10 protein-coding genes and 1 pseudogene are annotated in these 13,852 nt (G+C 38.5%); 9 read left to right on the forward strand and 2 right to left on the reverse strand.

The window, feature by feature from the left end; all coding sequences use genetic code 11:
* The 9 genes and pseudogenes from PHC29_06310 (at position 1) to PHC29_06350 (ending at position 11,635) form a co-directional block, all read left to right on the forward strand.
* Positions 1-815 (forward strand): annotated as a pseudogene (locus PHC29_06310) (glutamate synthase-related protein).
* 138 nt (positions 816-953) lie between these two features.
* Positions 954-2,906, forward strand: coding sequence for a hypothetical protein (locus PHC29_06315; protein ID MDD5109104.1), 1,953 nt, complete (start codon positions 954-956; stop codon positions 2,904-2,906).
* A complete protein-coding gene (locus PHC29_06320) occupies positions 2,896-4,230 on the forward strand; it encodes an HD domain-containing protein (protein ID MDD5109105.1) in 1,335 nt (444 codons plus the stop codon). Before PHC29_06315 ends, PHC29_06320 begins: the two co-directional genes overlap by 11 nt.
* Before the next feature lie 146 nt (positions 4,231-4,376).
* The gene (locus tag PHC29_06325; GenBank protein MDD5109106.1) at positions 4,377-5,978 is read left to right on the forward strand and encodes a CTP synthase; all 1,602 of its coding nucleotides are present in this window, start codon (positions 4,377-4,379) and stop codon (positions 5,976-5,978) included.
* A 2-nt stretch (positions 5,979-5,980) separates the two neighbouring features.
* Positions 5,981-7,081, forward strand: coding sequence for a glutamine-hydrolyzing carbamoyl-phosphate synthase small subunit (carA, locus tag PHC29_06330; GenBank protein MDD5109107.1), 1,101 nt, complete (start codon positions 5,981-5,983; stop codon positions 7,079-7,081).
* Between the two features lie 71 nt (positions 7,082-7,152).
* A complete protein-coding gene (gene carB / locus PHC29_06335; GenBank protein MDD5109108.1) occupies positions 7,153-8,811 on the forward strand; it encodes a carbamoyl-phosphate synthase large subunit in 1,659 nt (552 codons plus the stop codon).
* A gap of 18 nt (positions 8,812-8,829) precedes the next feature.
* Complete coding sequence (locus PHC29_06340; protein ID MDD5109109.1) at positions 8,830-10,224, forward strand: MBL fold metallo-hydrolase; 1,395 nt, start codon at positions 8,830-8,832, stop codon at positions 10,222-10,224.
* Positions 10,225-10,294: 70 nt separating this feature from the next.
* On the forward strand, positions 10,295-10,543 hold the full coding sequence (locus PHC29_06345) for a 50S ribosomal protein L27 (protein ID MDD5109110.1): 249 nt from the start codon (positions 10,295-10,297) through the stop codon (positions 10,541-10,543).
* Complete coding sequence (locus tag PHC29_06350) at positions 10,544-11,635, forward strand: M48 family metallopeptidase (protein MDD5109111.1); 1,092 nt, start codon at positions 10,544-10,546, stop codon at positions 11,633-11,635. It abuts the gene before it with no gap.
* Between the two features lie 56 nt (positions 11,636-11,691).
* Here PHC29_06350 and lpxB read toward each other — a convergent pair whose 3' ends face one another.
* Positions 11,692-12,828 carry a lipid-A-disaccharide synthase gene (gene lpxB / locus PHC29_06355; protein ID MDD5109112.1) on the reverse strand — a complete coding sequence of 379 codons (1,137 nt, stop codon included), beginning with the start codon at positions 12,826-12,828 and terminating at the stop codon, positions 11,692-11,694.
* The gene (locus PHC29_06360) at positions 12,816-13,733 is read right to left on the reverse strand and encodes a Gfo/Idh/MocA family oxidoreductase (protein MDD5109113.1); all 918 of its coding nucleotides are present in this window, start codon (positions 13,731-13,733) and stop codon (positions 12,816-12,818) included. Before PHC29_06360 ends, lpxB begins: the two co-directional genes overlap by 13 nt.
* Positions 13,734-13,852: the final 119 nt, after the last annotated feature.

Genomic DNA, 13,852 nt, shown 5'->3' on the forward strand with positions numbered 1-13,852 from the left:
ACAGCCGTTTAGGTTATACAAGCCTCTCTTCAGAGAAACAGGTCAATGAGAGTTTTATGAAGGCGGTTAAATACTTACGTTAAATCGGTTATAAGAGGATATCGTTAAAGACCGGTTCTTACGGCATGGAAGCATTGGCTATGTCTATAAAATATGCATCTGAAGCCAAACTTGACCTACTTACTATTGATGGGTCTGGCGGCGGCACAGGAATGAGCCCTTGGAATATGATGGAGACATGGGGAGTTCCCTCAATATTATTACATTCTAAGGCTTATGAATACGCAGAGATTTTACGTAAGAAGGGACAGAAAGTAGTGGATATGGCTTTTGCCGGAGGTCTGGCCCGTGAAGATCATATATTTAAAGCGTTATCATTGGGAGCACCCTATACAAAGTTAGTCTGTATGGGGCGGGCGCTAATGATTCCGGCGTATCTGGGTTCAAATATCGAAGGAGTATTAAATCCATCGGTAAAAGCCAAGGTGAGTGGTAGCTGGGACAAGCTTCCTGCATCTGTGGCTGAATTTGGCTCAACTCCAGAGGAACTTTTTGCCGGCTACTATGACCTTCAGAAAAAGGTTGGTAAAGATGAAATGAAAAATGTGCCATTAGGAGCAGTTGCCTTTTGGACTCTGGCTGATAAATTGGCAGCGGGCCTGCAGCAGTTAATGGCTGGGACAAGAAGATTTACGCTTAGTTCAATTACCCGTAGTGATATTTTTTCGGCAAATCGTGAGACAGAAAAAGAAACAAAAATAACCTTTATCACGGATGCCTCTGATGATAAGGCTAAGAAAATATTGAAAGAGTAGGTAAAAAAGGGACCGTTTCTAAAAAAGGGACCGTTTCTATTTTTCATCTTTTATAACTAGAAAAACAGAAACGGTCCCTTTTTTACTGTCCGTATTTATTAGTTGCAGGAGTAGTTTTTTGGTTGTAGAATAGCTTTCGTGGACAACGAAAAAATATTAGAAGGTTTCTTCCGTGCTTTAAGAGTCACCCTTACCAACTCTTTTTCTTATTCTAAAGACCATCCTTACTTTATTAAATCCGTCGAAAATTTCAAAGTTAAACTTGAGGAAGCCCTTGCCGTTTTAGATCCGCTTAATATCGGAATTACTAGCTCCGGAATTGTGGTTGGTGGAAAAAATCTGACTAAAAGCGGGTTTTTTGAAGAATTAGCCCATCTGTTGCACCAGCGTAAAATTAAAACCATTGAAATTAGAAGTGGTATAACGCTTGAAGAGTTGATCCAGTTTCTTTCGGTAGTTTCTTTGCCTCAGAAAGATGTTTTCAAAGGTGGCGGCATTAACGCTATCTTGGGCAAGAGTAAACCCGTGCATTTAACAATCGAGGAGTTGGATTACTCTGTTTTTTTACATGGGCAAGGAAGTGAGTGTAATGATCTCTGGGGGTATATGCTTAAAGAAGCCGTATATAGCGATGATACTGTTAAACTAGAGAGAATCGCCGATGAATTTGGACAGCTTATTAAACAGAGCAGTGGCAAAGATATCTGTGAAGGCGAAGATCTTCCGGCTAATATTAATGAATTCTTGTTTTGTTTAAAAGAAAGAAATAAGGAAAAATTCGATAAATGTGCAAAGGATGTTTTTTTATGGCTCATGCATAATAAAAAATTTCTTGATGCAGAAAAACTGGAGAAGCTCAAGCCAATTTTCGATTGTTTGGATCAGGAAGATTTCAGCGCTTTTCTCTGGGAAGGAATTTTACATGAGGATAATTTTGATGCTTTAAGCCTTAATCTTTTCTCCAAGATTTCTGAGCACAGAGATACGCATAAGATTACTGAAAAATTTTTGAGTAGAACGGATGGAGCTGAACGCCTAAAGAATAATCCTAGCGCAGTAAGAAGAGTCCAGAATCTATTGACTAGTCCCCAGGGAGAAGATATATCCCCGGTATACCGGAATATCTTGGAATCTTTGGTTAAGGGAATTACTCCCTCTGGAATATTATCCTTCGATAAAAAAGTGCTTCGTCAAAATTACCATTATATACTTTTGAGCCTGTTTTCAGTTAGCGAGGATCAGGATAATTTGAAGTTTATCGCAGAGTTGTTAGAAAAAGAATTACCCGTAATATTTGAAGATAATGATATCGATTTCTTAAAAGAACTCCATAGTTTTCTGGCTAGAGAAAAGAATGATGGTATGGAGGTATGTATCGAGCTTGAAAATAAACTTTCTGCATTTATCGAGAATATCGTTTTAAACCAGTCTTTGCCTGTTCAGCAGGAATTTCTTTTGGATATGGTTTCATCAGCCACTCAAGATATTAACTATTACTTGGATAAAATATTTGCTCCCTTAGATGCCGGGGTTCTAACGGGGCCTAGTTCTGGAAAAATCAACAAACAGGTTTTAATGTTATTTTTTAAATTGTTTCCTCAGCAGATGGATGTTTTTTACCCGCGTTTAGAGCAAAAAATTACAGACATGGATTTTCTTGGAGATTTAATTGATTCTTTAAGCCAGCTTGATGAAAGGATGGCTTTGCCTGTATTGGAATATATCTATTCTTCAGCTAATGAATTGATTAAATCTGAAACACTAAAAGCCATGCGTAAATTTGAAAAAGTGGATGTTGATTTTCTTTTACGTCAGCTAGGGACGAATTCCTTGTCGCTTAGGAAAAATTTGTTTTCTGTTTTAATGTTGGACGACCAAGGCCAGCTTGCTGCGTTGGATTTATTGTTTAAGATTCCCAGTCCTTGGGGCAGGAGGAATAATCTTTTAATAGAAAATATGCAGATCGTTTTTGATTTAAAAATTACCAAAGCAGCAAGCTGGATTCGTGAATTAGCTAAAAAGAGATTTTTTTGGAATAGAAAGTTGCGTAATAAAGCAAAACAGATTTTAGGAGAGTGGAATGTCTGCTGATATTCAGACAGCTTTTAAGGATTTACTCAATTGCCTCCAGGCCCTTAAGATGTACGGGCCTAAGCACCCTATGTATACCAAATCTTTGGATAATACTTATATAGCTTTTGAGAGTGTTTTTTCTACTCGTCAGGAGATGGTTATTGGGATTGTTGGAGAAGAGCTGGCTTTTGAAAAGGAAATTCTTTTTGATTTGAGCAAGTTTCTGCGTCCATCGATTCTTTATCTAAAAGAGAGGAATATCGAAAGGCTTGGTTTTCTTATCGGGTTGACTAAAGAGGAACTTGAAAACTTTGTAAGTTTAATTGCCAGGCCTAAGGAGGTTTTTAAAGGTGACCCCCAGGAAATGCTTACAGTTTCCGGAATAAATCATATTAAGATAAGTAAGCTAAAAGTTGATGATGAAAATGAAGAGAAAGCCTTTGGGCTGGCTCAGCTTAGCCTTTATGATTCTTCTGCAGACAAAGTTAACCAGGCTTTAAGCGGAGTGCTTAACTCCGAACAAATCGATCACCTTGCGCTTAAGTTTTCACTCAATAATATTCTGGAAAACCTAGATACACAGCGTAATGAACTGCTCAAACTGGCTACGCTGAAGAGATATGATGTGGAAACCTATACACATATGCTCAATGTTTCTATCTTTTCTATGTATTTTGCTTCACGGTTAGGTTTCGATAAAGCGGATGTTTTGGATATTGGCGTTGCAGCCATGTTCCATGATATCGGTAAAATATCCATTTCACGGAAAATATTACATAAAGCCGGTAAACTTTCCGATTCTGAATTTGGCAGTATTAAAAGCCATACTATATTAGGCGCAGAAATAATGCTTAAGTATGTCGATACCTTGGGTATGTTACCAGTAGTGGTTAGCTTTGAGCACCATCTAAAATATGACTCTTCAGGCTATCCAAGGCTACCCTTATTGAGGAAACAACATATCGCCTCTTCGATTGTTTCTATTTGTGATGTTTATGATGCCCTTTCGCAAAGGCGTAGCTATAAACAAGACTACTCCCCGGATTTAGTTTATAATATAATGAATAGAAATGAAGGGGGATCATTCGATCCTCAGCTATTGGATAAGTTTTTTAAATTTTTAGGACTTTGGCCAGTTGGCGCGGTAGTTGCGCTAAGTGATGAAAGTATTGCTATAGTTAAGGAGGAGAATGAATCCGATATCCGTAGGCCAAAGGTTGAAGTAGTTTCTCCTGTAGAAAAGAGGCGCCTGGTTGACCTTGCTCAAGATAATAGTTTAAGTATTCAACGTTATCTTAACCCTTGGAAGGAAGGCAAGGAATTTTTGCATTTACCTGAATAAAGGGGACGGTTCTCTTTTTTAAGAGAACCGTCCCCTTTATTTTAAAAATAATTTGACATTCCTAATTGTTTTTGTTATAGTTAATAAAACAAAGGCGTTTAGGGGCCCAAATATCTGGGCACCAAACGCCTTCTCCATATAAACCTATGACCAAATATATCTTTGTAACCGGTGGTGTAATTTCAAGCTTGGGAAAGGGAATAGCTTGCGCTTCTATCGGTAAAATTTTGGAATCTCGCGGCCTTAAAGTTACCTTAATGAAATTGGATCCTTATATCAATGTTGATCCGGGCACGATGAATCCTTATCAACATGGAGAGGTTTATGTTACTGATGACGGGGCAGAGACTGATTTAGATTTGGGCCATTACGAAAGATTTACCAAGGCGCAGATGACCAAGTTTAATAACGCTACTACCGGCCAGGTTTATAATGCTGTAATTTCGCGTGAGCGCCGCGGTGATTATTTAGGTAAAACCATTCAGGTTATTCCCCATATTACAGGTGAAATAAAAGATAGGATTAAAAAGGTTGCTCAAGTCAGCCAGGCTGATATCGTCTTGATTGAGATTGGCGGAACCGTGGGAGATATTGAAAGCCTGCCTTTCTTGGAGGCGGCTCGGCAATTTGAATTGGATGCCGGAGAAAAGAATGTTCTCTATATCCATCTTACCCTGGTTCCCTATATAAAAGTTGCTGATGAAATAAAAACTAAGCCTACGCAGCATAGCGTGCAAACTTTACGTGAGATTGGGATACAGCCGGATATATTGGTTTGCCGTACCGAAAAACCTCTTTCTGATGATGTTAAGGAAAAAATATCCCTGTTTTGTAATGTAAGAAAAGAAGCAGTTATCGAATCGCGTGATGTGGAATCAATCTATCAGGTTCCTCTGGTTTTTAAGGGGCAGATTTTGGATGAAATAATCTTAAGTCACTTTGGATTAATCTCTAAGCCATCCGATTTAAAGGATTGGGAAAAAAATGTGGTAGAACGCCTGTTTTCTCCTAAAAAGACAGTTCAGGTGGCGGTAGTAGGCAAATACATTGGGTTACAAGATGCTTATAAGTCTATTTATGAAGCCATTACTCATGGCGGTATCAGTAACCAAGTCAAAGTTGAGGTCAAAAAGATTGATTCTGAGGATATTGAAAAACATGGGGCTGAGAAGTTGCTTACGGGAGTAGATGCAATTTTAGTGCCCGGAGGGTTTGGGTGCAGAGGCATAGAGGGCAAGATTAAAGCGGTTAGTTTTGCGCGTAAAAATAAGATTCCTTTTTTGGGGATCTGCTTGGGAATGCAGTGTGCAGTGATGGATTTTGCACGCGCCATATGCGACTTAAAAGATGCAAATTCTACTGAGTTTAAGCCCAAAACAAAGAATCCGGTAATTAGCCTTTTAATTGAGCAGAAAAATATTAAAGATATGGGGGGCACGATGCGCCTGGGTGCCTATCCATGTAAGATAAAAAAGAATACTCTGGCCTGGAAGGTTTATCAGAAAAAAATTGTATTTGAGCGGCACAGGCATAGGTTTGAGTTTAATAATAAATTCCGTAAAAAACTTGAGTGCAAAGGTGTGGTCTTTTCCGGTATTTATCAGAAGAAAAATTTGGTTGAGATCGTGGAATTAAAGAAACATCCTTATTTTATTGCCGTGCAATTTCACCCCGAATTCAAATCCAAACCCGATGCGGCGCACCCTCTATTTAGAGAATTTATCCGCGCTGCAGCAGAAAAAAAATAATTATGGTGGCCTATCTTGTTTTAGAGGATGGATTAATATTCAAAGGGCGCTCTTTTGGCTCAAACGGCGAAGCTTTGGGTGAAGTTGTTTTTAATACCAGCATGGCCGGCTACCAGGAGATTATCACTGATCCTTCTTATCGTGGCCAGATTGTGGCCATGACCTATCCTTTGATCGGCAATTACGGGATTAATAAAGAAGATGTGGAGAGCCGTAGAGCTTTTTTAAATGGTTTTGTAGTTAAAGAATACAGTAATCTGGCCAGTAATTGGAGAAAAGACCAGGATTTGGGGGATTATTTAAAAGAAAATAATATTTTGGCAATTGAAGGGATTGATACTCGGGCGCTTACCTTACATATAAGAGAAAAAGGCGCTATGAAAGCGATTTTATCAACGCAGGATTTAGATAGGAATAGCTTAATAAATAAAGCTAGAAAAAGCCCAGGTTTAGTGGGTTTGGATTTAGTTAAAGAAGTTGCTATTGTCAAAAAATATGTTTATTCACAGTCTAAAGAAAATAAATATAAGGTTGTAGTTTTAGATTGCGGGGTAAAACTTAATACATTAAGGGTGTTGGCGGCACTTAAATGTAATGTTACGGTTGTGCCCGCGCAAGCAAGTTCTAAGGAGATCTTAGAAGAGAAACCAGATGGCATCTTACTTTCTAATGGGCCGGGAGATCCGGCAGCAGTTGATTATGTAATTAAAACAGTTGCCAATTTAATTGGTCAGGTTCCAATTTTTGGGATTTGCCTGGGGCATCAAATGCTTGGGCTTGCTTTAGGAGGCAAAACCTATAAGTTAAAATTTGGCCACCATGGAGCAAATCATCCGGTGAAGGATTTAAGAACTGGTAAGGTTTCTATCACTAGTCAAAACCATGGGTTTTGTGTAGATACGGGTTCTTTAAACAAAAAAGATATTGAATTAACGCATGTAAATTTAAATGATGACACTTCAGAGGGGTTCTGCCATAAAAAGCTGCCTCTATTTTGTGTACAGTTTCACCCTGAAGCTTCTCCCGGGCCGCATGATGCGCAGTATTTATTTGCTGAATTTATAGAATTGATGAAAGAGTGGAAAACCAGAAATTCAAAATAAGCTGTAAGCTATAAGCGGTAAGTATTAAGCTTACAACTTATAGCTTAAAACTTACGGCTGTTTTTAAAAATATGCCTAAAAGAACTGATATAAAAAAGATTCTAATTATAGGAAGCGGCCCTATCGTTATCGGACAGGCCTGTGAATTTGATTACTCCGGTACCCAGGCTTGTAAGGTTTTAAAACAGGAAGGATATAAGATTATTTTAGTAAATTCCAACCCGGCGACAATTATGACTGATCCGGAGGTTGCCGATAAGACCTATCTTGAGCCTATTACGGCAGAGATAGTAGAAAAAATTATTGCTAAGGAAAGGCCGGATGCGCTTCTGCCTACTCTTGGCGGACAGACTGCTTTAAATACTGCCGTGGAATTGGACAAATTAGGAGTATTAAAAAAATATAAGGTTGAGACTATCGGAGCCGATATAAAAGCAATTAAAAAAGGCGAAGACCGTAAGTTATTTAAAGCAGCAATGAAGAAAATCAGATTGGATTTGCCTAAAAGCGATCAGGCTCATAATTTAGAAGAGGCAATTGGTATAGCCAAAGATATAGGTTTTCCTATAATTATCCGGCCAAGTTTTACTATGGGTGGAGCAGGGGGATCAATTGCTTATAATATGGAAGATTTTAAGGTCTTAGCTAAACGAGGATTAGAGTCCAGTATGATAGGTGAGATTCTGGTTGAGGAGTCTTTGATTGGCTGGAAGGAATTTGAGTTGGAAGTTATGCGCGACTTAAAAGATAATGTAGTGGTTATCTGTACTATTGAGAACCTAGATCCTATGGGTATACATACCGGAGACAGTATTACAGTTGCTCCTATTCAGACATTAACGGATAGAGAGTATCAAAAGATGCGTGATGCTGCTATTGCCTGCATTCGCGAAATTGGGGTTGCTACCGGCGGTTCCAATATTCAGTTTGCTATTAATCCTAAGACTGGCAGAATGGTAATCATCGAGATGAATCCCCGCGTTTCGCGTAGCTCGGCATTATCTTCGAAAGCTACCGGTTTTCCTATCGCCAAAATTGCTGCTAAACTTGCAGTAGGTTATACTCTTGATGAAATACCCAATGATATTACTAAGTCCACATGCGCTTGTTTTGAGCCGGCGATCGACTATTGCGTGGTAAAGATACCGCGTTTTACTTTTGAAAAATTTGCTTTGGCAGATGATACATTAGGAGTATCAATGAAGTCGGTAGGAGAGGCTATGTCTATCGGCCGTACATTTAAAGAATCTTTGCAGAAGGGCTTGCGTTCTTTGGAAATTAAAAAATTTGGATTAGAAAGCATTGTTTTTAATAATTTAGAAGATATAAAAGTAGAAAAAGAAACTTTAGATGAGATTTATTGTAAGTTGAAGCAGCCTAACGCAGAGAGGATCTTTTATATTGGGGATGCTTTCCGCGCCAAGCTGGATATCGAAACAATTCACGATCTGACTAAAATTGACCCCTGGTTTTTGCATAATATTAAAGAGATTATTGATTGCGAGAGAGAGTTATTGGCAAATAAAAATAATATAACTTATGAATTACTTAAGCATGCTAAGGAATATGGTTTTAGTGATAAACAATTGGCTAAAATTTTATCACAAGATGAGGTAGGTGTTTATAATTTAAGAAAATCCATGGGTATAACGGCGGATTTTAAGTTGGTTGATACATGTGCGGCAGAATTTATGGCTTACACCCCGTATTTTTATTCTACCTACGAATAAACAAGCAAAGAGAAAATTATGTCAGTTAAGATAAAATTTCTAGGAGGAGCAAAAACTGTTACTGGTTCTAGCCATCTGATTACGGCTGGTAAGACAGAGGTTCTTCTTGACGCTGGCCTCTTTCAAGGGCATCGTGATGCCTTCTATGGAATCAATACAACTTTTCATTATAATCCGCGTACGATTAATGCCATGGTTTTATCGCATGCGCACATCGATCATTGCGGAAATATTCCCAATCTAATTAAGCAGGGATTACGTTGCAAGATCTATACTACTTCGGCAACTAAGGATTTGGCGGATCTTATGTTGATTGACTCGGGAAAGATTCAAGAAGAGGATGTGCGCTACGTAAATAAAATCAATAAACGCATAAATATGCCTTTGCGTAAACCTTTGTATACTGCAAAAGAGGCATCCCGTGCCACTAAAATTTTCCGCCCGATTGCTTATAATCAGAAGTTTTGTATAGCCCGCGATATTTGCGCAACCATTCTAGATGCTGGGCATATTTTAGGTTCAGGAACCGTTGTTTTGGATATTAAAGACGAGCAGAAAACTTTTCGCCTGGGCTATGCGGTAGATTTGGGGAGAAAGAATCTTCCTCTTTTGGGTGACCCCGTAATTCCTAAGGGGCTTGATTATTTAATCATGGAGTCTACTTATGGGGGCCGCCTTCATCGGCCAATTGAAGAGGCGCAGTCAAAATTAAGAGAAGCAATTGCCCGGGCTATAAGGCGCGGGGGAAAGGTTTTAATTCCTTCTTTTACTCTGGAGCGCACGCAGGAGGTAATTTATTTCCTGAATGAATTACTTAAGGATAAGCTTATTCCTTCTGTGCCTATTTATGTGGATAGCCCGCTAGCCACCAATATTACCGATCTGTTTGAGTATCACATTGATTTTTTAAATGATAAGACCAAGCGTGCATTTGATAAAGGTGATAATCCGTTTGAATTATTGAATTTGCGTTTTATCCGGGAGCAAAAAGAATCCAAGGCTTTGAATTTTGATAAGCGTCCGATGATTATTATTGCTGGAAGCGGTATGTGTGAATCCGGAAGAATATTGCACCATTTGCAGAATAATATCGAGGATACACGTAATATGATCCTGGTTGTCGGATATATGGCGCAGGATACTTTAGGCAGAAGGATAGTCGAGAAAAATCGTTTGGTAAAAATATTCGGAGTAGAGTACGAACTTAATGCGGAGGTAGTAGTAATTAATGCTTTTTCCGGGCATGCCGACCAGACAGAGCTATTGGATTTTGTTTCAGGATGCCTACCACTTAAACGGATCTTTTTGGTACATGGCGAACTTGAACAGTCCCAGGCCCTTGCTCAGATATTGATGCAAAAGGGGCTAGACGTGCATATCCCGGATAAAGATGAAGAGGTATTGCTTAATTAGGGATTTTGTGGTATTATTATTGCTCATATAAAACGATAAGCCTGCTTATTTGCAGGTAGGAAGGATTAAAATGATAGGTGGTTTTTCTACTCCCAAAAAAGATAAGGCACTTAAATCAAGCGGTGGAAAATTGGTTAAAACCGGAGAAATTTTGGTGCGCGGTGTGGATACTTATAAGGCAGGAATAAATGTTCGTGGGCCGGGAACATTGTTTGCTCTTTGTGCGGGTAAGGTTTACTTTACCCGTAAGAAAACCAGCCACGGCAAGGTACGCACATTTATTAACGTTGCTCCACTGGCCAAAACAACCAAGAAATAAATGGCTGCTACTGCAGTGGCCAAAAGTTACTCTCATTGTAAGTACACTTTAAGCATTATTGATTTAGTTTACAGCATAACCCTGATTCTGATTTTTTTAGGATCAGGGTTTTCTTTGTCCCTGGAGTCTTTACTTAGGAATATAAACCTGCCAAGTTATCTACTTGTCGCCTTGTTCCTCTTAATAGTAGGGATGTTATATTATTTACTAAATTTACCGCTTAATTTCTATGCTAGTTTTTTTCTGGAACATAAATTTAATCTCACCAATCAGAAACTAGGGGCTTGGTGGATGGATCAATTAAAATCTGCAATATTAGGGTATATAATTTCTTTAATATTAGTTTTGTCTTTTTATTGGATCTTCGGAAGATTTAACCAATGGTGGCTGGTTACTTCTATCTTTTGGATATTTTTTAGCCTGGTTTTGGCAAAGCTTACTCCCGTATTAATTATTCCGTTGTTTTTTAAATATAAGAAACTCGATGATGAAATTTTACGCCAAAGAATTTTTAATTTGGCTTCTAAAATGCAGATTAGATTGATGGATGTTTTTGAAATAGATTTCAGTAAAAAAACGCTCAAGGCAAATGCGGCATTTACCGGTATGGGGAAAAGTAGGCGGGTGCTTCTGGCAGATACCTTAAAAGATAAATATAGCCATGATGAGATTGAGGTGATTTTGGCGCATGAATTTGCTCATTACCGGCTTGGGCATATAATAAAGTTGATTATTGTAAATTCCTTGGTGACTTTAGGGTTATTCTATTTAATTTTTAGGACTAGTGGTATTGTTTTAACAGCATTTAACTTAGAATCTCTTAAACAGATAGCAAGTCTGCCGCTGGTTTTTCTTTATTTTATATTATTCGGGATTATTATGCAGCCGCTAGAGGCATTTATCAGCCGTTTCTTTGAGAAAGAAGCAGATAATTTAGCTTTGAAGGTTACCGGTTCTAATGAAGCATTTATCTCGTTGATGGAGAAGCTTGCTAATCAGAATCTTGCCGACAGAAACCCGCACCCATTGATCAAGTTTTTCTTTTTTACCCATCCTCCGATTGACGAACGTATAAAATTAGCCAAGAAATAATAGGGACCGTTTCTATTTTTCTTGAGTTCAATTCGAGAAAAATAGAAACGGTCCCTTTATTTCAAGAAATCAAGAATTAACTTTGCGGCTCGGCTCGCTGCTCCCGGAGCTCCGAGTTTGTTTGTTACAATTGACAGTTCTTCTGTTAAAATTTTTGCGGCAAGCGGATCCTTCAGGAATTTTAGAATTGAGGCAGCAATTTTTTTTGGGTCAGCATTAAACTGAAGAAACTCCGGAACAACCTGTTTGCCGGCTACGATATTAACCATACCAATGTAAGGTATTTTTACCTGTGGCCGATAAAGTAAGTAATTTAGAATGTTAGTTTTATATATGATTACAAAAGGTTTTTGGATGATTGCCGCTTCTAGGGTGGCTGTTCCAGAACAGACCATACTTGCTTGGGCTATATCAAGGCAGTCGTAAGTTTTTCCATCGATAATATTTAAATCCAGATTAAATTTTTTGCATGCGTCTTGGTATATTTGAGTATTTAAATTAGGAGCTTTAGCGATAACAAATTGTGTTTGAGGGTTTATTTTGTTGATAATTTTGGCAGTCTTAAGCATTATGGGCAAGATTAATCGAACTTCCTGTTTGCGTGAACCGGGTAGCAGGGCAACGATTTTTTTATTAGGAGAAAGCCTAAAAAAATCCAAAAATTCCTGTTTTGTTAGAGTTGGTTTTACTAGATCTATTAAAGGATGGCCTACGCGGGTTGCCTCTATTGAGCGTTGTTTATAAAATTCCTCTTCGAATTTAAAGAGCACAAACATCTTGGAGACAAACTTTTTTATATTATTTATTCTTTTTTCTCTTGAAGCCCAAACTTGCGGGCTGACATAATAGATGACAGGTATGCGTTTATTGATGGTTTTGGCAAGGCGCAGGTTAAAACCGGAGAAATCAACTAAAATTATGGCATCAGGTTTATCGGCGTAAATTTTCTCCAAAATTATTTTTTTTAACTTAAAGAATTTCGGCAGCTTCTTTAAAACATCAAATAACCCCATGACTGAAAGTTCTTTAATATTATAGAAAATTTCGCATCCGGCGCAGGCTAAATTTGTACCTCCTACGCCCGAAATTTTTATGTTTGGGTTAAGGTTTTTGATTGCGCTGGCAAGATTCCCTGCCAAAAGATCTCCGGAAGGCTCGCCGCAAACGATAAAGATTTTTTTTATCTGTTCCATATTTGTCTTTGGATTTTTAGAGCAACTTCCAACGCCTGACGGGCTATCGGGCCAGAAACTAGAGGGGTAGTGTTATTAGTTACACAGGAGATAAATGATTCCAGTTCTTTTTGCAGTGGTTGTTCTTTTTCTATGGGCAGGTTCTCTTTAGTTATCTGCAAACCGATTTTTCGGTAAACCGAGGCTTGGGCGTTTTTATAATCTAGGGATATATAGGTATCTTCCTGAAAGATGCGGATCTTGCGCATAGGATCATCGGATACTCGGCTGGCGGTGAGGTTAGCAACGCAGCCATTCTTAAAAGTCAGGCGGGTATTGGCAATGTCCTCAAATTTAGTCAGCACGTTTACTCCTACAGAGTCAATTCTTTTTAGCGGCGAATTTACCAGCCCCAGTACAATATCAATATCATGAATCATAATATCAAGTACTGCGCCTACATCCAAAGAGCGGTTAGGGAAGCTTGAAAGGCGGTGACACTCAATAAATTTGGGCATTTTAATGATTTTAAGCGTAGCTGCGAAAGCAGAATTGAACCTTTCAATGTGCCCAACCTGTAGAATAAGCTTATTTTTGTCGGCGATCTTAATCAGGTCGTCAGCTTCTTTTAGGGTTAAGGTGAAAGGTTTCTCAACTAGGGTATGTATGCCTGCCTTAAGGAATTCTACGGCCACTTTGTGGTGCAATACTGTAGGAACAGCAATACTTACCGCATCTGCTTTACCAAAAAGTTCTTTATAATCGCTATATCCTGGTACTCCCAGATCGGCACAAGTCCGGTTTAGTGATTCCGAATTAGTATCGCATACACCCACAAGTTGGCAATTTGGACTTTCCTTATATATCTTAGCGTGGATACTGCCTAAATGTCCTATTCCGATTACACCAATTTTAAGTTTACTCATTCCATAATCATAGCAAAGTGTGTGTTTTGTTGCAATTAAAATTTTGTGCTGTGTTAAAATAAAGGGGACGGTTCTCTTAAAAAAGAGAACCGTCCCCTGGTTTTTGTAAGGCAATAATG

It is taken from the genome of Candidatus Omnitrophota bacterium (assembly GCA_028712255.1).
Lineage (GTDB): Bacteria > Omnitrophota > Gorgyraeia > Gygaellales > Profunditerraquicolaceae > UBA6249.

Bases quoted from the DNA above. Each gene is read 5' to 3' on its own strand.
- PHC29_06320 (MDD5109105.1), top strand. From the start codon at position 2,896: ATGTCTGCTGATATTCAGACAGCTTTTAAGGATTTACTCAATTGCCTC.
- PHC29_06325 (MDD5109106.1), top strand. From the start codon at position 4,377: ATGACCAAATATATCTTTGTAACCGGTGGTGTAATTTCAAGCTTGGGA.
- carA (MDD5109107.1), top strand. From the start codon at position 5,981: ATGGTGGCCTATCTTGTTTTAGAGGATGGATTAATATTCAAAGGGCGC.
- carB (MDD5109108.1), top strand. From the start codon at position 7,153: ATGCCTAAAAGAACTGATATAAAAAAGATTCTAATTATAGGAAGCGGC.
- PHC29_06340 (MDD5109109.1), top strand. From the start codon at position 8,830: ATGTCAGTTAAGATAAAATTTCTAGGAGGAGCAAAAACTGTTACTGGT.
- PHC29_06345 (MDD5109110.1), top strand. From the start codon at position 10,295: ATGATAGGTGGTTTTTCTACTCCCAAAAAAGATAAGGCACTTAAATCA.
- PHC29_06350 (MDD5109111.1), top strand. From the start codon at position 10,544: ATGGCTGCTACTGCAGTGGCCAAAAGTTACTCTCATTGTAAGTACACT.
- lpxB (MDD5109112.1), bottom strand. From the start codon at position 12,828: ATGGAACAGATAAAAAAAATCTTTATCGTTTGCGGCGAGCCTTCCGGA.
- PHC29_06360 (MDD5109113.1), bottom strand. From the start codon at position 13,733: ATGAGTAAACTTAAAATTGGTGTAATCGGAATAGGACATTTAGGCAGT.